The organism is Hoylesella shahii (genome assembly GCF_937990675.1).
Lineage (GTDB): Bacteria > Bacteroidota > Bacteroidia > Bacteroidales > Bacteroidaceae > Prevotella > Prevotella shahii.
The window spans coordinates 16,888-37,571 of sequence record NZ_CALKQY010000055.1 but is presented as its reverse complement, the minus strand read 5'-3'; the positions used below and the strand labels follow the sequence as shown (position 1 = coordinate 37,571).

Sequence of the window (20,684 nt, the reverse complement as noted above, 5' to 3'; positions counted from 1 at the left end):
GCTTCAAGGGGCAATTTGGAACGCATAAGGCGAAACGAGCGATGTTTGCCATTTGTGTATAAAATAACAATACCCCTAACTACATCAAAAGCCCATGAACCCAATAACCGATAACCCCCCAAAGGATGAGCTTAATGGCTTGTAAAACACTAGAAATGAAAAAGATATTTTTGTTTTTGGCCCTCGTTGCTGTAACAGCGAGCTGCCAAAAGAGCGAAGACGAGAAGGCTGCACCGCTGCTTGCTAAGATAGATAGCTTGTATAAGGCAGCACAATATCAGGATGTGCTCGACTCTATTAGTGCGTTGCGCGACCGTTTTCCGCGCGCCATCAATGCCCGAAAAACTGCATTGAGCCTTTGGCAAACAGCGTCGATGAAGTTGGCGCAGGTGGATATAGCTCGTACCGACTCGGCTTTGCAGGTGCAAGAGGAGGCATTAAAGGTCACAAACCTCACTTCTCAACACAAGGCGCGATTGCTGGTTAGGCGCGATTCGTTGAAAATTCGTTACGAGGCTCTTTGCCAAATGGTGAAGGCTATTCAGAAAAAACAAGCGCAATGATGGCGCGCATGGCACGATAACTCGTGCCTTTTCTTTTGTCGTTTGCCGATAATTGTGTAATTTTGCAGAACTTAGGCTGCGCTCGGCAATGCAAAAGCCAGCTTTAATTGCGCTCGCTTGCACTAAGTTTGCAGAACTTAGGCTGCGCTCGGCAATGCAAAAGCCTCGCGTGTTGAACAAGCAATGTGTTTAAGCACACCACGTATAATGGCCTAAAAACATAAGAACGATGACACAACAAACAACAACAGAAGTACAGTTTGAAGACACGCTCAAGGAGTGTGCAGACCTTTTTACGAGAAAACTGCACGACTATGGCGCGTCGTGGCGCATTCTAAGGGCCACATCGCTAACGGATCAGCTCCTGATTAAGGCCAAACGCATTCGCTCGCTCGAAATAAAACGAACGGCAATGGTGGATGAAGGCATTCGCCCCGAATTTATTGCTCTGGTGAATTATGGCATTGTGGGACTGATACAGTTGGAAAAAGGGTTTGCTGATGAAGTAGACCTAACACCTGAAGAGGCTCTAAACCTCTATAATCAGTATGCCAACGAGGCACTCAAACTGATGCTTAAGAAGAACCACGATTATGATGAGGCGTGGCGAATGATGCGGGTTAGTAGCTATACCGATCTTATACTCACCAAGTTGCAACGCATAAAAGAAATGGAAGACCTTGAAGGAGGAACGCTGGTGAGCGAAGGTATTGATGCCAATTACATGGATATCATTAACTATGCTGTGTTTGGCGCCATCAAGTTGAAAGAAAATCAAACCGCTTGACGCACACACACGTGGCAAAAAAGCGGTTTTTCCATAAGGGATAACCAACAAGGCCTGTGACGTTAACAGGTACTCAGCATTTAGAAAGTGAACCGATTGATATATATACTTACCAATGTGTGCCGGCTGTTGCTGGCTGCCGTCTTCGTACTCTCGGGGTATGTCAAGGCCATCGACCCACTGGGCACACAATATAAGATTGACGACTATTTAACAGCCGTTGGACTTTCGGGCTACGTTTCTGAATGGATGACGCTCTTCACCGCCATTGTGTTGGCTGCAACAGAGTTTGCTTTGGGCATTTATATGCTCTTCGCCATACAGCGCAGATTGGTTTCGAAGCTGCTGATGGTGCTGATGAGCGTGATGACTCTCATCACATTGTGGGTGTATTTCTTTAACCCTGTGAAGGATTGTGGGTGTTTTGGCGATGCCATCCATCTCACCAACGGGCAGACCTTGGCCAAAAACATTGTGCTGTTGCTGGCTGCTGTGGTGGTGGTAAAATGGCCCTTACACATGGTAAGATTTGTTTCAAAGAGCAATCAATGGATTGTTACCAATTATACACTGCTCTTCATCATCGTGTCGAGTGCCTGGTGTCTCTACACTTTGCCCCTTTTCGACTTCCGACCCTATCATGTTGGGGCCGACCTACGCAAGGGAATGGAAATCCCTCCAGGGGCAAAACAACCCCAATTCGAAACAACCTTCGTACTTAGTAAAAACGGAGAGACACGCGAATTTACGTTAGAGAATTATCCAGACTCAACGTGGACCTTCGTAGATAGTAAGACCGTGCAGACCGAAGAGGGCTACGTGCCTCCTATTCACGATTTCTCTATCGAAGACCCTAACAATGGTGACAACATCACAACCGAGGTGTTAAACCGCAAAGGATACACTTTCTTGCTGATATCGCCATTCTTGGAACATGCAGACGATACCAATTTTGGTGCGATTGACCAGATTTATGAGTATGCCAAGCGACATAACGTGCCCATGATGTGCCTAACGGCAAGCGGAGACGCAGCAATTAGCCGTTGGCAAGACCTCACTGGGGCCGAATATCCTTTCTATATCACCGATGGCACCACGCTCAAAACAATGATAAGAAGCAACCCCGGGCTAATGCTGATTAAAGATGGCGTGGTGATTAATAAATGGAGTCATAACGCTCTGCCTCAACTAAAAAGGCTAGATGCACCGCTCGAGAAACAGAGTATTGGACAAATAGACCCCGCTAGCGTAACGGCACGCATCACCAAGGTGGTGCTTTGGTTTGTGCTCCCACTGTTCTTGCTCACCTTGGCCGACCGACTTTGGACGTGGACAAAATGGATTAAGAAACAAAGAAGACGCAATAAATTATATACACTGTTAAAGATAAAAAGAAGAAAAATGAGAAAAAAGATCGTAGCAGGTAACTGGAAAATGAACCTCAACCTGCAAGAAGGCCTGGCATTGGCAAAAGAAGTAAACGACGCTTTGGCAGCCGACAAACCCAATTGCGACGTGATTATCTGCACTCCTTTCATACACTTGGCTAGCGTGGCTGGTGTTTTGGATAGCCAACTCGTAGGACTGGGTGCCGAAAACTGCGCCGACAAAGAGCAAGGTGCTTACACTGGCGAGGTTTCGGCCGAGATGGTGAAGAGCACTGGTGCACAATATGTAATACTTGGACACTCTGAACGTCGCGAATATTACAATGAAACACCCGAGATTTTGAAAGAAAAAGTGCTACTCGCACTAAAAAATGGTTTGAAGGTGATATTCTGCATCGGCGAAACTTTGGCCGAACGCGAAGCTAATAAACAAAACGAAGTGGTGAAAGCCGAACTCGAAGGCTCGGTGTTTAACCTCTCTGCAGAAGAGTTTGCTAACGTTATCGTGGCTTACGAACCTATCTGGGCCATCGGTACGGGTAAAACTGCTACTGCTGAACAAGCTGAAGAAATTCATGCTTTCATTCGTTCGGTTATCGCTGAGAAATATGGTAACGAGGTGGCTGAAAACACTTCTATCCTCTATGGCGGTAGTGCTAAACCCAGCAATGCACCCGAACTGTTTGCTAAACCTAATATCGACGGTGGTCTTATCGGCGGTGCTGCATTGAAATGCGCCGACTTTAAGGGTATTATCGACGCTTGGAAGAAATAACAAGCAATGAAACTTCTTGGCGGAGTGGCTCTTTCGGGCAACGAAAGCTTGCCTACAGGGCTACTCCGCTATACTTAACATCCACTTCTCTAACGCGGAGTGCCTGCTGATATACCAAAACAAAACTTGGCTACACACAGCGCACGCCCCAACATCCATATCAATGAAACGTCTGGTAACGCTTATCACCATATTGGTTTGTATAACAATAGCCGTAGAGGCACAAACCTTTACCGACTATTTGCGCCGTCGCGACACCAAAACGCAAGGTGTTGTGACCGTCACACAGAGTGCCGCAATAGAACAATTGGTTAACGGCAAGGGTAACGCAGGGAAGTGGGCTAACCCAAATCCCAACGAACGAACAGCTACAACCGTAAACAACGGTTCAACTCTTAACGGTAAAACAACAACCGAAACAAACACCGCCTCGCGATTGCCCAACGACAAGCGTGAAACGGAACAAATGCATAAGAACGAAACCAATAAAAGGGAATCAACGCAAAAGAATAACGCCCTTGGCGACGATGGTGGAGACCTAAATATCCCCGTTATAGACACCCGAAAAAAGGTGATGAAGGGCGGTTATAAGGTGGATGGCTACCGCGTGCAAGCCTATGCTGGCGGTAACTCGCGCGACGACAAAAACCGAGCGCAACAAACTGGAAACCGGATTAAAGCTGCTTACCCCGACCAGCCTATCTATGTGCACTTTTATTCGCCAAGATGGATTTGCCGAGTGGGTAATTATCGCAGCATTGAAGAGGCCACTCGCATGCTCAACGCTATACAGGCGCTGGGGTATAAACAAGCGGTTATCGTGAAAGGAAAAATAACGGTGCAATATTAATATCAACGTTTTCGTTAAGCCAAATGAACAATGTCGAGCTTGCTCGTACATTGTCATGGCGAGAAAACGCACTTTTCAAGGAACGAAAAGAACGTTTTCGTTAAGCCAAATGAACAATGTCGAGCTTGCTCGTACATTGTCATGGCGAGAAAACGCACTTTTCAAGGAACGAAAAGAACAAAAACGAGCGAAACAATCAACAATGCCACAATACTAATCATGAACTTGGAACCAGAATACAGAGAAGGGCTTGACCAATTGGCCGCCCATTATAAAGAGGTGTTGGCCCTCTTGGGCGAAGACCCCACACGAGAAGGGCTTGAAAAAACACCTATGCGCGTGGCAAAAGCCATGCAGGTGCTTACTCGAGGCTATACACAAGACGCCAGAAAGGTGCTAACCGACGCTCTTTTTGAAGAGAAATACAACCAAATGGTTATCGTTAAAGACATCGATTTCTTCTCGATGTGCGAACACCATATGCTTCCCTTCTTCGGTAAAGTGCACGTTGCCTATATTCCTAACGGCTATATCACTGGCTTAAGCAAAATAGCACGTGTGGTAGACATCTTTAGTCATCGCCTACAAGTGCAGGAACGCATGACTCAACAAATAAAAGACTGCATTCAAGACACACTTAAACCGCTTGGCGTGATGGTGGTGGTAGAGGCTAAACACCTTTGTATGCAGATGCGTGGCGTGGAAAAACAAAACTCGGTAACCACCACTAGCGACTTTAGTGGCGCCTTTAATCAGGCTAAAACACGTGAAGAGTTTATGAACTTGATACGCCCTAAATAACATTTTTTATAGGTATGAGATGCAAGAAAAACGCAAACATGCGTTTATCTCGTAGTTATAATCAACAATGAACAAAATGAAGAAAACATTTAAAATGGCTGCTTTTGCCCTCTGTGGCATGGCAATGATGTCGTTAACTGCTTGTCTTAATGGTGGTGACGAGGGACAAGAAATTAGGTATAAACAAATCTCTAATACCGAACGCGCGGTTATTATGAATGCCGTTAAAGGCAATTATACCGGCAAATTGTACTTCAGAAAAAGCCACATTGAGAATAAATACGACTCGATTAATGTGGCTTGGACCATCACTGCTGATACTATGCTGGTGATAAATAGATTCCCCGTGAAGGCTGTTAGTGGATTAGTGCAAGCTGGAACCGAACTGCAAAACAAAATTTCTAAAGCAGATCCGGCTGAAGTGAAGATGAAAGTGCAGTTGCCTTCGTATCTGCTGGAAGATTATTACACGAAAGGATACTACCTCGCAAACCCTATTGCGGGCGAACCCATCGATGTGAGATGCGACGACACCAACGGCAAACTTACCTTTGCGAACCATATCGAAACTGGAAATATCCAAACTCAAAGGTTAAGCCAATTGTTGGAACAAAACAATGGCAAACAAGTTATTCGTTTGCTTATCGAACGTATCACGCTTGATAACCAAACTTACGAAATTAAAATGCCCTTCTATCTTAAGGGCGATAAACAATAATCCTATATGAAGTTTATTTCTTGGAACGTTAACGGACTGCGTGCCGTAGTTGGAAAAGACTTTGAAAGCATATTCAAAACGCTAGATGCCGACTTCTTTTGTCTGCAAGAAACAAAAATGCAGGCCGGACAACTTGACTTGCAATTTGAAGGGTACGAGTCGTTTTGGAACTATGCCGACAAGAAAGGCTACTCTGGTACGGCTATTTATACTCGCCATAAACCGCTGAATGTTACTTACGGCATAGGTATTGACCAGCACGACCACGAGGGAAGAGTGATTACTTTGGAGATGAACAATTTCTTTTTGGTAACGGTTTACACTCCTAATTCGCAAGACGAACTAAGAAGATTGGACTATCGTATGCAGTGGGAAGACGATTTTCAGGCCTACTTGCATAGCCTAGACCAAAAGAAACCTGTGATTGTTTGTGGAGATATGAACGTGGCACACCAGGAAATAGACTTGAAAAATCCGAAAACCAATAGGCGAAATGCTGGCTTTACCGACGAGGAACGACAAAAGATGACACAACTGTTGGACGCTGGATTTACAGATACCTTCCGCTGGAAATATCCCGAAGAGGTTACTTATAGCTGGTGGTCGTATAGGTTTAAGGCTCGCGAACGCAACACGGGGTGGCGCATTGACTATTTTCTCGTGTCGAACAGACTGCAACCCGAAGTGCTTGATGCCAAAATTCACACCGATGTGTTGGGGAGCGACCATTGTCCTGTAGAACTGGAGTTAAAGTAATAGGATAAATGTAAAACACCTCATTGCCAATCGTTGATTATTGCGAAAGGGCAATGAGGTGTTTTTTTGTTTCTGCTTGTGAAGATTTTTCTGTTCTTTTCGTTCCTTGAAAAGTGCGTTTTGCCTTTCCACTTCGCCTAAAGCTCCGTGTTGGCGATTTCCAATTCTCGCCATGACAATGTACGAGCAAGCTTGACATTGTTCATCTGGCTTAACGAAAACGTTCTTTTCGTTCCTTGAAAAGTGCGTTTTCTCGCCATGACAATGTACGAGCAAGCTTGACATTGTTCATCTGGCTTAACGAAAACGTTGGTTTAATCGCAAACGTTTGGTTTTTATTACATTGGTTGCTTCATGGGCATGCAAATTGCGGTTGCACGCTTTTTATCACGCCTGTGTTGGGCCAATACACTACTCGCGCATACTGATAGGGTTGCAAATCGTAGTAAAGTGCACGAGTAATATTATGTTCTTCTTTCGTGCTTCCGTTTTCTCTCTCCCAATAAATGTAGTAATTGGTTCGCTTTCTAGAAGTAGAAGTACTTAGTCCTATCTTACCTTGGTAAACCTTAACATCGTCTATAAAGACATCTCTCACTAAATTCACCGAAATGTAGCAAGCATATACACTGGCACCAATGCCCACTAATGCTCTTAAAATGCGCCAATAAAACTTATCTTTTTCCTTCAATGCAACTCTAAACAGGACAAATGCAGTAAAGAAACAAAACGCTGCGTAGCCCAGTTGTTGCACCAAACCCCAGTAACCGTAGGCGCCACTGCGAAATAGAAAGAACAAAGTTCCGAATACCGAAACGATTAGCAGTAGGGCGAGGACGATTTCTTTGAGTGTTCCGTCTTTATATTTTCGAGTCCAAAAGCCTCTTGTGTTGCTTTTCTCGTCTTCGTGATTATTCCACGAGTCTGCATTAGCGCCTTTCTTGCCTTGTATAGCGGCTCTTAACAATCCATCTTGAGCCAGAATAGAATGCCATTCTGCCGAGCCTTCCACCACTAGTCGTTCGCCACGATGGTCGCGTAGGGTAATAGAGACGGGCTTGTCACCATCGTATCTCACTGTCCAGCTTCGTGCTACTTGGTCGTTGTCGTTAGGGCAATTGCTGTTCATCGTTTCGCTTTCCACGGCATCAACATATCGTTTGGCTTGTTCCAATGTTCCTACACCCAAACGATGTGCTGTGGCTACAGCCTCTAACTTGCGTCCTTGTTTTAATAGTTCTATGATTTGTTCTTTCATCGTGAGCTTTGATTAAACGTTTTTCCCCAATTAAGCTATTATAAAGTAGCTAGGGGTATTACTCCAATAGACATCGGTAATAATTGAAGAGGCGCTATAAAACCTGTCGTGGGGGAAGGGAAATGTCGCATTGGTGTATTAGCAGTGTTACAACAAGACACGCTATCATCCACCCGATGATATACGCATAGTTATATGTAGAGGTGTCTGTTGGCTTTCCACGATAATAATTCATCACGCGTTCGTGTCGACCAGTCTTTACATAATACCTCCAAATACCGACGAAAAGCGCTAAAAAGGATCCACATACATATAGTATTGAGAGTTGTTTACCAAAAGGCAGCAAGTGTAGTTTATTCAATTTGTCTAACAATATAAGTAAAGGGAATAGTAAACCCATTGCTATTGCGCCTGGTCCGCTTACTTTTCTGTCGCCTCTATCATGGCTTCGTTCGCCTGCAAAGTATATTCTATCAATGATGTTAAAATGTGCCATAACGGTAAATTGGTAAGATTGTAAGACTCTAAAATCTTTGTATCCTAGTTGTATTTGTTTCTATGTGTTATAAAAGTCATTTCGGAAGAAAAGAAGAACCATATATGGTAATTATAATTGCGATTACTAAGCCCACAACAATTCCGCTGACAATATAGAAATAGTGGCATCCGCGAGTGTCTATTGCCTTGCTGCTATAGTAATTCATTACGCGTTCGTGTCGGCCACGCTTTATATATACTAACCAAACACAGAAATAAAGACCTCCTAAAGCAGCAAGTATGTAAAGGAGCGCGAACTTTTTATTAAAAGGTAGCAGGTTTTGCTCATGCAATTTATTTAATAATGAAAAGAATGGAAGAGTTAAAACATAGACTATCGCACTTGGTCCGTTCATTCTCCTGAAACCTCCAAGGTCATAAAGACGTTCGCCCGCAAAGTATATTCTATCAATGATATTTAGAGGTATCATAATGAAGAAAACAATGATGTGATGCTATAAGCGGTTTATATGTAAGCTAGCGTGGTGTTATTGGTAAAAATGGTGGATTTCAATTGATGCTTTGTTCTATTTTCTCCACACAAAAAGGTTAAGACGCCAGCGCATACTGTTTAAAAAGCAAACAAACGCCACCCTTGTTTGGGGCAAGAGCAGCGTTTGCGGTATGAATACGGAGTGTTTTCTCATCGCAAATGCTAGGTGTAACCATTGACACACCAGCTAATCGATGCAAAACACCGTTTAAATTATCCGTAAATAATCTTTCCGTTCTCGTCTTCGTAAGGACCAAGGTCCTTGCTGTATTGGTTCATGGCGCGCAGACTCATGCCCATGTTCGAAAAACCACCATCGTGGAAGAGTGTTTGCATAGTAACCTTACGAGTAAGGTCGCTAAAGAGCGTAACACAATAGTCGGCACATTCCAATGCAGAAGCGTTTCCAAGTGGTGACATTTTGTCGGCAAAGTCCATCATGTTGTCGATGTCCTTGATGCCCTTACCTGCTGTTGTGGGTGTAGGCGATTGCGAAATGGTGTTGATGCGCACGTTCTTTTCGCGTCCATAGATATAACCAAAGCTACGGGCGATGCTTTCTAGCAAGCTCTTTGCGTCGGCCATATCGTTGTAACCGAAGAATGTGCGATGCGAGGCAATGTATGTAAGTGCCACTACCGAACCATATTCGGCAATTGCGTCTACCTTCTTAGCGGCTTGCAGCATCTTGTGAAAAGAGATAGCCGAGATATCAAGAGTCTTGTTCAGCCAATTGTAGTCCAAATCATCGTATGTGCGACGCTTGCGCACGTTAGGGCTCATTCCAATAGAATGTAGCACAAAGTCGATTTTGCCACCCAATAGCTCTTGAGCTTGTACAAATACATTCTCAAGTTCTTCGTAGTTGGTGGCATCGGCAGCCACAACAGGGGCATTAATCTTCTTTGCCAGCGCGTCTAGTTCGCCCATGCGAAGGGCCATTTCGGTGTTGCTCAGCACAATGCTTGCACCTTCTTCGGCGCAGCGTTCTGCCACTTTCCATGCGATTGACATGTCGTTGAGCGCTCCAAAAATAACACCGCGCTTACCTTTTAATAAGTTGTATGACATAATTGTATTGATAATAATTCCCTGCAAAATTACGGTTTTTACGCTAGAATACCAAGAGAATGATGTGAAAAGGGCTTATAAGCCTTTTTACCCTTTCACCTTTTCTTCGCTCTTTCTCTGCGCAATACGTTTTGTAGTTCGAACACCACGTTGGGATTTTCTTTAGCTACGTTGTCTTTTTCGTATTCGCCCTTTGTCATATCGTAAAGCTGCGGAGCAGGATTATTACCCGTTTCAATCTTCGGACCCCACGAAATCATCTTCTCTCCATCGCTAGGCTCAATAAATTTCCATTGCGGAGTGCGCACCGAGAGCACACGTGAGTTGCTTTGCTCGATAATCCAGGGGCGCCCCTCATTGCTCTTACCCAAGAGATTTTCCATTCGGGCTTCGCTGTCGCTAGCTGCTCCCTTTGGCAATCGAGCACCAATAAGTTGGCCCAAAGACGCAAGCCAGTCTATTTGCGACATCAAAACATTGCTTTGCTGACCGCCCTTTATGCCCTTTTTCCACGATACGATTACGGGAACTGCTGTTCCACCTTCGAACGAACTATACTTGTTGCCTCTGAATGGGCCAGCGGGACTGTGCCCATTGAGTAGTTCTTCGGCTCTGTCGGCATAACCATCGTCAACCACAGGGCCATTATCGCTACTCAAAATAATGAGTGTGTTATCGGCCAATCCATATTGCTCTAAGGCTTTCATCAGTTGTCCAACACTCCAATCAAACTGCACAATGGCATCGCCACGATAGCCCATGGCATTTTTCCCACGGAAACGAGCGTGTGGAAAACGTGGAACATGCACATCGTTGGTGGCAAAATACATAAAGAAGGGGCGATGTTGGTTGTCGCGAATAAAGTTAATGGCGTGCGTAGTGATTGAGTCGGCTATGTTTTCGTCTTTCCAAAGCGCCTTTCCACCGCCCTTCATATAACCAATACGGCCAATTCCGTTAACAATACTCATATCATGCCCATGGCTCGACTTGAGGTTATAGAGCAGTTCGGGATGTGTTTTGCCAGTGGGCTCGCCCTCAAAATTGCGTTTATAGCTCACTTCTATAGGTGCTGTGGGGTCGTAATTGGCCACGTGTCCGTTTTCGATAAACACGCAAGGAACACGGTCGCTCGTGGCTGCCATGATGTAACTATAGTCGAAACCCAAGTCGCCTGGGGCTGCTGGTAATTGTGCATTCCAGTCTTGTTCGCCTCCCTTGTCGCCCAATCCTAAGTGCCATTTGCCAATGGCGCATGTGGAATAGCCCACACTTTTAAACATGTCGGCAATGGTAAACTGTTCAGGACGAATAATCATACCTGCATTTCCAGGTGCGATGTCGGTGTCGGGGCGTCGCCAAGCATATTCGCCAGTGAGTAACGAGTAGCGCGAAGGTGTGCTTGTTGCAGCCACGGCATGAGCATTGGTAAAGCGGACCCCCTGATTTGCTAGGCGGTTTACATTGGGTGTTTCTACGTTTTTGGCGCCGTAACATTGCAAGTCGCCATATCCCAAGTCGTCGGCATAAATGATTATGACGTTTGGACGGCGTGTGTCGTCGGCTCGATTGTTCTTCACCTGTTTAGCTTGTGCACCTACGGCCGTAAGCAATGCGGGAGCTAGGAGCACAGGATAGGTCTTCATTTTCTTCATCGTTTGCAGTATTGTTTGGTTATTTGTCGCTGCACGGGCTGTTCCGCTGGGCAACATAGTTTTGTTTATGCGCACTATGTGTTAGCGCGCGCGTTGTTAAATGTGGTTTTTAGTTTTTATGTTGTTGCATTAAGACTGGCAATGGGTGAGTTGGTGGGCTTTAATGCCATCTGGAGAGGGGCGAAAATCCCCCACATTACTACTTGTTACCATCGGTTTGCGCCCTTATACCTGTTGTTTAGAGCGACAAATGTTTTTGTCTTTACCTTAATTTTTGACAAAGTACGGGGGGTATAACGAAACGTGAAAATGAGGTAAGGAGCATTGCGTTAGTTTTCAGGGAGTTACGAAAAGGGATGGAGAGGTGGGGGTAAAACGAGATGTGACATTCGCGTTACATTCGTGTTACATGTAGGCGTTTTTTGAATGGTGTTCGAGGGGTGAATGTTACATTGGTAGCTGCGGCGAGGGGTTTTCGCGTGTTTCTTTTGCTTTGTATGGGCCTAACAACTACCATACAAAGCGTTGTTCCTAGTGTATGGGCAGGATGCTTTATGTTGAGGGCTATGGGGTGTTTTAACCGTTCGTTGCTCAGGTTTTGCCCTGCTTTCCATGTAGCGATATTCGATGTTGGGTTAAATTTGTTTTTATTGAATTATCGTAAATAGTTATTATTTTGTATATTTGTGCCCAAATATTACGATTATGACAAAGGTTATTCATGTTCATCTGCTGCATGGGCGGCGCAATTATTATTTTGGTTCTATCCCTGCCGTTTACAGCGTTTTGACGGCAGAGGACTTGGGCATAACTCAGAGCTCGCTGGAGCGCGTGGGACTAAGCAAAGGGGGCGTTGTGCTGAATAAGAAGGCGGTTATCAGGGCAGGCGAGCTGATACGCCATACTGCAAAGAAGCAAGTTCGCTAAAACATTGATTAAACAGCGGTTGAACGGCCTGTGTGCGCAATTTGAACGGCACGCAGGCCGTTTTTGTGTTCATGCGGCCATTTGCACCCCTATTTTAGAGGTTGGAAATGTTAAAAAGACGGGGTGGGAGTGCGTTTGGGGGTGCGTTTGGGGGTGCGTTGCAAAACGAAATGTAACGGTAGGGGGTGCGTTTGGGGGTGCATTTTTAACGTTTAATTGTGGCGATTTTTGGGTATTTAATGCAGAAAAACGCGTGTTTTTGGGGTGAAAATGCGTTATAGGGGGGGGCTTATTCCCGTTTTTGGGCGGCTGTTTTTAGCTAATAAAATCTTGTAAAAGCCTTGTTTACAGAGGTTTTGTGTATATTTGCAGTGTAAAACGACTAAAAAAGTATGTGTATGTGTGCTCATTATAATATTACCAACAAGCAGATAGAGTTTTTAGATGACGATACGCTTAAGTTGATTTTAGAGCGTTCGGACAAGTTAGCGGAAAGTTCTCTTGAACAGTTGCGCAGGTCTTCTGACCGGGCTTATACCTTGTTTGGATTTGTTTTGACCGTGTTTTCGGGCGTGACGGCATATCTGGTTGGCTGCCATGAGTTGCCCATGCTCATTATCGGTTATACGCTATGGGCTGGTATGGGAGTGGCGACGGCCATGATGTTTTCATGCGTTATACAGGTGCATTTGTTCAAGAATATAGGAAACGAGCCGAGGAATTGCATAACTGCGGACCTAATGAAGGCTTATAATACAAACAAGAAATACAGGCACATGCTGCTTGTTGCCGCCATTGAAGAGAACCAGGAATGTTATGACACGAATGCCAAGGTGCTTAAAGAACGGGCTGCAATGGTGGGCAAGGTTATGTGGGTGGTAAAGGCAACGATTGTTGTCGTTGCCTTACTTTCTGTCGTGGTGAAATTATTGTCCGTCTAAAAAATCTGTGCTGTTTGTGTATTCCGCACTCGTTCTTTGTGGACGGGGATATTTCACGTCATCCTTTTCTTTTTCTTCTTTTGCCATTGTGAAAAACATTAAGTGAATAAAAAATAATAGAAACGAATAATACGCCTTACTTCATGCTGTTAATGCGTACAGAGGCCTTAACAAGTGCCAGGGCATTGACACGCCGGAAGTCTATGTCGCGTGTCGCATGTTCAGGGTTTTCTGAACCAAGGGTTATGAAGGGTTCTCCCTTCCCTGATTTGCGAACATATTTCACTACGATATAGTCCTCGCCGTCTATATCATAGGACAGCAGGTACATCTCGCCGTAGAGCAGATTTTCGATATCGAGCGGCATCTGCTTATATAGTATTATATCTCCCGACTTGAGCAAGGGATACATGGAATCGCCAACAATGTGTATGGCCCCATCGCATTTGGGGAGATTGGGGATATGAATGTCATCGATTATTCTGTGCTGGTTGTTGTCGAACAAGGATCGCAAGCCTGCCGAGGCCTTGAAATCATATAAATATACCACCTGCATGGCCTCTTTCTTCTCCACAGAGCGTGGGTGGTGTATCTCTTGTACTTCTGGGGTTTGTTTGCTCTTCTCTGATTTCAGCATCTCACCTTCTCCCGTGAGCAGCCAATTTGCATCTAGATCAGGATATGCATATAGAATTTTTTCAATAGAAGCAGAGTTCAAGCCTTTTGTGCCATTTCTCGCTTTGCCTAGCTGTCCAATAGATAGACCTGCTTTTACAGTCATTTTATTATCGTTCAAGCCCTTGTTGTCCATGAAGATCTGTAATCTTTCTGAAAAAGTTGTATTTGATATTGACATTTTTCTACGTTTTATTTTGCGATATTGAAAATTATCTATAACTTTGCAACATCTGAACAGTTCATTTGCGCCCAAAGTTACAAAAAAAAGCGCGAAGGACATAATAAAACAAGAAAAATGGAAAGATACATCGAGCTAAGTCCAGATGGGAAGATTCATCTGAGGAAAATTTTCAACATCAGCAAAGGCATGGTGTCTGACACCTTGAACTTTAAGGTGGATACCGACACCGCGCGCAAGATACGCCATGTAGCCTTGTCGCAACTTGGCGGAAAGGAGAAAGTTCGTCTACCTATCGAAGAGACGATACACGACCATCAGGGGCTGATGGTGCAATACTTTCGGAACGGAGCGGTGTTGCGACTAGACAAAAGGAACGGGACGGTCACCATAACGAACAAGTATGGAGACCTGGTGAAAGAGGCGGACGTTAGTACAATATCCGATTTTGAAAGCTGCCAGGAACTAGCCGCAAGGCTGTAAGCCATTCCCGATTTTACATTCCACAACGTTAATGCAATATGGAATACTATAACAACATATTATGCGTAAGTTTCGCCGACCTCACAGCGGGGGTTATTAGCCGAAATACGCTGCGCTCAAACATCACTCGCAAGAACATCGAGTGCGTTCGTCGCGGCGGTGGCGAGGGTTGCGAGGCCTTGTACTCGTGGGCGTCGATTCCAGAGAAGTACAAACGCGCGTTCGTGGAGAAGTACGGCGACCCGGTAGAGAAGATGAAGCAAGCGCAGATTCAGAAGACGCTGCGCCTTGACGGCAAGGCGCGCGAGTTCTACGAGGCCTACACCTATGAGAAGGACGGCGCGCGGCAGCACCTGACGGGCAAGCTCATTGAAGAATACACCGTGAACGCGAGCGTCATCCGCACGCTGTTGCGCCGCATGGCCGAATGCAAGGCCGCCCGCGCCTCGCTGGGCATTGGCATGGGCGGCGTGTGGGACGTGGTGGCGGCGAGCTGCGAGAAGCTGCGCGAGACATACGGGCATACCCTACCAGCCAACACAGCGCGGTTGAAGGCTAAGATAAAGGCGTTTAAGGAAGAGGGCTACGCCGCGTTGGTTAGCGGCAAGGTGGGCAACACGAACACCTTGAAGATAACGGAGGAGTTCGGGCGCATGCTCATTGCGCTGAAACGCAGCCGCGTACCGGTGTACACCGACAGTCAACTGTTGGAGCGCGCCAACGAGATAGCCGGGGAGAGGGGATGGAAACCCATCCGCAGCTTGAGCGGGCTTAAACGCTGGCTCAACTCGCCCGAGGTGCAGCCGCTGTGGTACGACGCGGCGCACGGCGAGCAAGAGGCCCGCCAGCGGTTCAACCGCAAGCACCGCACAGCCTTGCCCACGCGTCGCGACAGCCTGTGGTATGGCGACGGAACGAAACTGAACCTGTACTACCGCGACGAGGACGGCAAGGTGCGCACGACATGCGTTTACGAGGTGATGGACGCCGCCACGGAGGTGCTGCTGGGCTACCACATCAGCGACACGGAGGACTATCTGGCGCAATATCACGCGCTGCGTATGGCGATACAGACGAGCAGGCACAAGCCCTACGAGCTGGTGACGGACAACCAGGGAGGGCACAAGAAACACGCGGCGAGCGGTTTTCTGGGCAAAGTGGCCACGATGCACCGCCCGACGATGCCCTACAACGGCGAGTCGAAGACCATCGAGAGCGTTTTCGGCCGCGTGCAGGCGCAGGTGCTGCACAAGGACTGGCGTTTCACGGGCCAGAACGTGGGGACGGTGAAGCGGGGCAGCCGCCCCAACGTGGAGTTCTTGGCTGCGAATAAGGATGCGCTGTACACGCTGGACGAACTGAAAGACGCCTACGCCGCAGCCCGCAAGGAATGGAACGAGGGGCTGCACCCCTCCACTGGGCAGAGGCGCATCGACATGTACGAGGCGGGCGTGAACGAGGATACGCAAGAGGTGACGACATACGATATGGTGGACATGTTCTGGATGTTTACGGAAAAGGCGGTGACGTTCACCGACCAGGGCGTCACCATCACGGTGAAGGGAAAGAAGTACAGCTACGAGGTGTACAGCGCGCCCGGAGAGCCCGACCACGATTGGCGCAGGCGGAACACATACCGCCGCTTCGTAGTGGCCTACGACCCCTACGACATGACCTCGGTGCGGCTTTACAGGCAAGAGGCCGACGGCAGCCTGCGTTTCGAACGCACAGCCGAGCCCTACTTCGTAATACGGCGCGCCAAGCAAGACCAGACCGCGGCCGACCACCAATTCATACGGCAAGAGCAGGAGGCCAACCTGCGCGACCGCATAGACCGGCAGGTGGCCGCCCGCGAGATAGAGCACGAGAACGGCACCGCTCCCGAACAGCACGGCCTGAACGCTCCGCAGATAAAGGGCGCGGGCAAACGCGCCAACGAGGAGATAGAACGGCAGGTTGAGCGGCGCGTGGCAAAGTACGGCATGTCCGCGGCCGACTTCGAGCTGGGCGTGCACACTAAAAGGATTTCGATGGACGACTGGCTCAACGCGAAGGAAAACAGTGCGGAGCTGGCTATTCCGCAAGCGAACTTGAAGAAAACGGCAGGAAAATTATAAACAAAAAACATAAGACATCATGGAGAATAGACAAAAGGAAGAGATAAGGGAAGCGCTTCGCCGCTACGTGGCGAAATACCCCTCGCAGAACAAGGCCGCCCAGAGCCTGCGCGGCACAAGTGCGGCCACGCTCAGCGCGATATTGGGCGGCAAGTGGGAGAACATCAGTGCGGACATGTGGCGTAACTTGCAGGCGCAGGTTGGCGACATGGGGCAGGCGGAATGGCGGACGGCCGAGACGACGGCCAGCCAGGAGATGCGCTTCGCGTTGGAAGACGCGCAGCGTTGGAAGAACGTGACGTGGGTGGTTGGCGAGGCCGGGTGCGGCAAGACCACGACCGCTAGGCAATACGAGGCGGAGCACTCGGAGGTGTTCTACATTCTCTGTTCCGAGGACATGCGCCGCGGAGATTTCATCCGCGACATCGCCCGGCGCATCGGCATCCGCACCGACGGGCAGACGCTGCGCGACAGCCTGGACGCCATTACGTCCGCGCTGGTGCAGATGGAACGCCCGCTGCTGGTGTTCGACGAGGCCGACAAGCTGAACGAGCGCGTATTCCATTACTTCATCGACCTGTACAACCGTTTGGAAGAACGCTGCGGCATCGTGTTCTTCTCGACGGCCTACATCAAGAGGCGCATGCGGAACGGCCTGCGTTACGACAAGAAGGGCTACAACGAGATAGACAGCCGCATCGGGCGCAAGTTCTTCGAGCTTGAGCCCACCAGACCCAACGACGTCTATGCCGTGTGCACGCTGAACGGCGTGACGGACAAGGACAGGATTTCGGAGATAATCCGCGAGACCGAGGAGTGCGGATTCGACTTGCGACGGGTGAAAAAGGCCGTGCACCGTGCGCGCCGGATGCGCGAACAAGAGGCGTTCGAACGCTGATTAAACGGCGTTTGAACGATGGTTAAGAGCGTAAAGAACAAGGACGGGACACGCCGTCTGAACCGCGCGCTGTCGGTAAGCGACGTCTACATGCTGGAACGAGCCACCTACCGGCTGTCTGAGCGTTGGCACGAGGCGTTTGGCGAGATAGACCGCACCGGCGTTTGGCTGATATGGGGCAAGAGCGGTTCGGGCAAGACCAGTTTCGTGTTGGAACTCTGCAAGGAACTGGCCCGTTTCGGCCGCGTGGCTTATGACAGCCTCGAGGAGGGTGACAGCCTGACGATGAAGAATGCCTTCATCCGTGCAGGGATGATGGACGTGGCACGGAGGGTGGTGCTGCTGAACCGCGAGAGCATGGCGGACTTGCACGAACGGCTGAGTCGCCCCAAAAGCCCCGACATCGTTGTGATAGACAGTTTCCAATACACGCGGATGCGTTATGCCGAATACCAGCGGTTTAAGGAGGCGCACGCGGACAAGCTGATCATATTCGTTTCGCACGCCACAGGCGACAAGCCTAAGGGACAGGCGGCGGACGCGGTGATGTACGATGCCACGCAGAAGATACTGGTAAAGGGGTATGTCGCGATAAGCAAAGGCCGATTTAAGCCAGGCGGGCGGTACGTCATCTGGGACGAGGGAGCGAGACGCGTGTGGGGCGAGGACATGGAAAGCGAACTGGACAAGTTCGCGGAAGGGTAAGTGATTATGGTATTTGTTATTATGTATTTGTTTAGCGACATCCCGGTTCGGGAGAATAGGGATGTTTTTAAAAAGGATTTCGAATAAAACGGTTACAATATGGGAAAGATACGAAACAACATGGTTTACGAGGAGCGCGGCAGGACAATGACATCGGCCGAGTTGAAAGCATACCTCGAACGGGTTATCGCTGAGTTGCCCCCAGGCGAGGAAAGGATAAGTGCCGACATCCTGCTATTTTTCAGGTGGTGGGACAAGGCGCACGGTGTGAGGCTTCCCGTCGTTTAGCGATGCGACACACTTCTGGTCGGCCCGTTCTATTAGAGGTTCCACCTCCGGGTGTCCGCATGAATGCGTATAGAACTTGGCATAAGACGAGACCTCCAGACAGGGCGATTTGCCACAGACGGGACACTTGATTTTGGCATACTCGGTGGCGAGCAGCTCATAAAGGGAATTATTAATGCTCATAACGTTAATTATATGATTGTACGCTACAAAGGTAGCGATAATATCCCGGTTCGGGAGAATAGGGGTATTTTAAAATGAAAATTCAAAATAACATTAAAAACGACAAGAATTATGAACAACAAGAGAATCTACATCAGCGGTGCGATTGCGCACCACGACCTGGACGAGCGCAAGGCCGCGTTCGCGGCGGCCGCCCGCAAGTTGAGGGGCGACGGCTACACGCCCATCAACCCATTCGACAACGGACTGCCCCAGAGCGAAGATTGGCGACGCCACATGCGCGTGGATATCGGCATGTTGTTACAATGCGACCGCATATACATGTTGCGCGGATGGGAGTTAAGCAAAGGCGCGAAGCTGGAACTGGATGTGGCCAGCAGCTGCGGAATAGAGGTAATGTTTGAAACGCACAAGCCATGATACGTGGGAAATGGGGAAAGATGACGCTCACGGACGAGGAGCGGGTATGGATGGAAGAGCATTTCGCCCATACGAAGAACGAAGAGGTGGCTCGTCACCTCGGGGTGTCGCTGCGAACTGCCGTGCGCCTGGCGCGCGAAATGGGCTTGGAGAAGAGCGCGGAGTTCGTACACACGATGCAGGCCAATGCCGTTAAGCACGCCGTACGAGCCAACCGTGGACAGGGTAATGCAGGCAAGGCCAATCTGCTGAAATACGGTAAGGCCTACCAGTTTAAGCCTGGCATAGGAAATAAGGACCGACTGTCGGCGGAAGCTTTCTCCGAAATGTACCAGCGGAGTGCAGAGACACGCAAGCGCACGGTGATGGCCGAACGTCGGCGGGTGTCCTTCGGGCTCGAACAAAAGACCGCACTGCGCGTGGTGAAAGCCCCAAAAGAGAAAATATGTCTGCGCAACAGGCTTCGCAAGCGTGGCTATGTGGTGCCCCGCGCATCGTCGGATGCAACGATAACCGCCGACACGCGTCGCTCGGCAACGTTGGAGCAGCGGGCAGAGAAGATGGGAATTAGGTTTTATCTAACAGAGAAACAGAATGATACACAAGGGAGATAAATTCACGGTGCACTGGGTTGGCCACGAGTCGGGCTATGTTGACAGAATCTACGAGGTTGTCGGAATAATTGACGATTGCCACTGTCCACGCTCGTCGTGGTTAACGGGACAACCCGAAACTCTCAGACCAATACACTGCCACATATCGGCGCGCCTGGTTCACTCTCCACTGAAGATGCTGGACAATGGGCTGCACTGGTTCAACGACATCGACCCACAGACGCTCCATAGCATAACCAGTTCCGACTTTTGGCTGGAGATTGTCCGGCAACCGGGCGACCAATTAAGTTTATTTTAAAATCAAGACAATGAAACAGATAATCGAAACAATAATGGCGCGCATGCAAGTATGGCACGAGGTGCGCGCAAGGAGAATAGAGGCTCGGCGTGTGAAGCTGCTCGACAACGAGTCGCGACGTCGCCTGCAGCTGATGGAACACAACGGCACGACCTACCTCTCAATGGACGGCATGCCCCTTCTGGAAGCTTCCGACTTGACCAACGGCCTTACCGAAAGCCTGGCACGGGTAAGGGCAAACTACGCCGACTTCAGGGAAGAGGGGATATGGGCTAAGAGGTAGACACATTCAAACAACATTA

The 20,684-nt window shown here is 48.3% G+C and carries 24 protein-coding genes; 19 read left to right on the top strand and 5 right to left on the bottom strand.

Annotation, left to right across the window (positions count from 1 at the left end):
- Positions 1-155: 155 nt before the first annotated feature.
- From QME03_RS08135 to QME03_RS08105, 7 genes are all read left to right on the top strand, one after another.
- Positions 156-563 carry a hypothetical protein gene (locus QME03_RS08135; protein ID WP_025816574.1) on the top strand — a complete coding sequence of 136 codons (408 nt, stop codon included), beginning with the start codon at positions 156-158 and terminating at the stop codon, positions 561-563.
- Positions 564-792: 229 nt separating this feature from the next.
- A complete protein-coding gene (locus tag QME03_RS08130) occupies positions 793-1,350 on the top strand; it encodes a DUF1599 domain-containing protein (RefSeq protein ID WP_025816572.1) in 558 nt (185 codons plus the stop codon).
- A gap of 87 nt (positions 1,351-1,437) precedes the next feature.
- On the top strand, positions 1,438-3,513 hold the full coding sequence (locus QME03_RS08125; protein WP_025816571.1) for a BT_3928 family protein: 2,076 nt from the start codon (positions 1,438-1,440) through the stop codon (positions 3,511-3,513).
- A 163-nt stretch (positions 3,514-3,676) separates the two neighbouring features.
- On the top strand, positions 3,677-4,363 hold the full coding sequence (locus QME03_RS08120; protein WP_025816569.1) for an SPOR domain-containing protein: 687 nt from the start codon (positions 3,677-3,679) through the stop codon (positions 4,361-4,363).
- Between the two features lie 219 nt (positions 4,364-4,582).
- Positions 4,583-5,164, top strand: a complete 582-nt coding sequence (gene folE / locus QME03_RS08115) for a GTP cyclohydrolase I FolE (protein WP_110370021.1) — start codon at positions 4,583-4,585, stop codon at positions 5,162-5,164.
- Between the two features lie 76 nt (positions 5,165-5,240).
- Positions 5,241-5,882: a DUF4840 domain-containing protein gene (locus tag QME03_RS08110; RefSeq protein WP_281724038.1), complete on the top strand. Its 642-nt coding sequence runs from the start codon at positions 5,241-5,243 to the stop codon at positions 5,880-5,882.
- 6 nt (positions 5,883-5,888) lie between these two features.
- Positions 5,889-6,638 carry an exodeoxyribonuclease III gene (locus QME03_RS08105; RefSeq protein ID WP_273146209.1) on the top strand — a complete coding sequence of 250 codons (750 nt, stop codon included), beginning with the start codon at positions 5,889-5,891 and terminating at the stop codon, positions 6,636-6,638.
- Between the two features lie 352 nt (positions 6,639-6,990).
- Here QME03_RS08105 and QME03_RS08100 read toward each other — a convergent pair whose 3' ends face one another.
- From QME03_RS08100 to QME03_RS08085, 4 genes are all read right to left on the bottom strand, one after another.
- Positions 6,991-7,896, bottom strand: a complete 906-nt coding sequence (locus tag QME03_RS08100) for a cytochrome b family protein (RefSeq protein ID WP_281724037.1) — start codon at positions 7,894-7,896, stop codon at positions 6,991-6,993.
- A 94-nt stretch (positions 7,897-7,990) separates the two neighbouring features.
- Positions 7,991-8,392 carry a hypothetical protein gene (locus QME03_RS08095; RefSeq protein WP_274947424.1) on the bottom strand — a complete coding sequence of 134 codons (402 nt, stop codon included), beginning with the start codon at positions 8,390-8,392 and terminating at the stop codon, positions 7,991-7,993.
- Positions 8,393-9,139: 747 nt separating this feature from the next.
- Positions 9,140-9,997, bottom strand: coding sequence for an enoyl-ACP reductase FabI (locus QME03_RS08090; protein WP_110370020.1), 858 nt, complete (start codon positions 9,995-9,997; stop codon positions 9,140-9,142).
- Positions 9,998-10,092: 95 nt separating this feature from the next.
- Positions 10,093-11,652: a sulfatase-like hydrolase/transferase gene (locus QME03_RS08085; protein WP_410521765.1), complete on the bottom strand. Its 1,560-nt coding sequence runs from the start codon at positions 11,650-11,652 to the stop codon at positions 10,093-10,095.
- A 705-nt stretch (positions 11,653-12,357) separates the two neighbouring features.
- On the opposite strand from QME03_RS08085, the gene QME03_RS08080 reads away from it, so the two are divergent.
- Both QME03_RS08080 and QME03_RS08075 read left to right on the top strand, forming a co-directional pair.
- Positions 12,358-12,579: a hypothetical protein gene (locus QME03_RS08080; protein WP_273264027.1), complete on the top strand. Its 222-nt coding sequence runs from the start codon at positions 12,358-12,360 to the stop codon at positions 12,577-12,579.
- A gap of 398 nt (positions 12,580-12,977) precedes the next feature.
- Positions 12,978-13,520, top strand: coding sequence for a hypothetical protein (locus tag QME03_RS08075; protein ID WP_281724036.1), 543 nt, complete (start codon positions 12,978-12,980; stop codon positions 13,518-13,520).
- 136 nt (positions 13,521-13,656) lie between these two features.
- On the opposite strand, the gene QME03_RS08070 is transcribed toward QME03_RS08075, so the two are convergent.
- Positions 13,657-14,331 (bottom strand): S24 family peptidase, encoded by a 675-nt coding sequence (locus QME03_RS08070; RefSeq protein ID WP_281724035.1) that lies wholly within the window; start codon positions 14,329-14,331, stop codon positions 13,657-13,659.
- A gap of 234 nt (positions 14,332-14,565) precedes the next feature.
- Here QME03_RS08070 and QME03_RS08065 point away from each other — a divergent pair, with 234 nt between their 5' ends.
- From QME03_RS08065 to QME03_RS08020, 10 genes are all read left to right on the top strand, one after another.
- A complete protein-coding gene (locus QME03_RS08065; protein ID WP_281724034.1) occupies positions 14,566-14,859 on the top strand; it encodes a hypothetical protein in 294 nt (97 codons plus the stop codon).
- 38 nt (positions 14,860-14,897) lie between these two features.
- Positions 14,898-16,976: a kinase gene (locus QME03_RS08060; RefSeq protein WP_410521764.1), complete on the top strand. Its 2,079-nt coding sequence runs from the start codon at positions 14,898-14,900 to the stop codon at positions 16,974-16,976.
- Between the two features lie 19 nt (positions 16,977-16,995).
- A complete protein-coding gene (locus QME03_RS08055; RefSeq protein WP_281724032.1) occupies positions 16,996-17,874 on the top strand; it encodes an AAA family ATPase in 879 nt (292 codons plus the stop codon).
- 18 nt (positions 17,875-17,892) lie between these two features.
- Positions 17,893-18,579, top strand: a complete 687-nt coding sequence (locus tag QME03_RS08050; protein ID WP_273264016.1) for an ATP-binding protein — start codon at positions 17,893-17,895, stop codon at positions 18,577-18,579.
- A gap of 99 nt (positions 18,580-18,678) precedes the next feature.
- Positions 18,679-18,867 carry a hypothetical protein gene (locus QME03_RS08045; protein WP_281724031.1) on the top strand — a complete coding sequence of 63 codons (189 nt, stop codon included), beginning with the start codon at positions 18,679-18,681 and terminating at the stop codon, positions 18,865-18,867.
- 294 nt (positions 18,868-19,161) lie between these two features.
- A complete protein-coding gene (locus QME03_RS08040) occupies positions 19,162-19,470 on the top strand; it encodes a DUF4406 domain-containing protein (protein WP_281724030.1) in 309 nt (102 codons plus the stop codon).
- The gene (locus QME03_RS08035; protein ID WP_281724045.1) at positions 19,451-19,666 is read left to right on the top strand and encodes a hypothetical protein; all 216 of its coding nucleotides are present in this window, start codon (positions 19,451-19,453) and stop codon (positions 19,664-19,666) included. The genes QME03_RS08040 and QME03_RS08035 overlap by 20 nt, the downstream gene beginning before the upstream one ends.
- Complete coding sequence (locus tag QME03_RS08030; protein WP_281724029.1) at positions 19,617-20,084, top strand: RpiR family transcriptional regulator; 468 nt, start codon at positions 19,617-19,619, stop codon at positions 20,082-20,084. Before QME03_RS08035 ends, QME03_RS08030 begins: the two co-directional genes overlap by 50 nt.
- A complete protein-coding gene (locus QME03_RS08025; RefSeq protein WP_281724028.1) occupies positions 20,065-20,382 on the top strand; it encodes a hypothetical protein in 318 nt (105 codons plus the stop codon). Before QME03_RS08030 ends, QME03_RS08025 begins: the two co-directional genes overlap by 20 nt.
- A 51-nt stretch (positions 20,383-20,433) precedes the next feature.
- Entirely contained in the window at positions 20,434-20,658 is a 225-nt protein-coding gene (locus QME03_RS08020; protein ID WP_281724027.1) for a hypothetical protein, read from the top strand.
- Positions 20,659-20,684 lie beyond the last annotated feature (26 nt).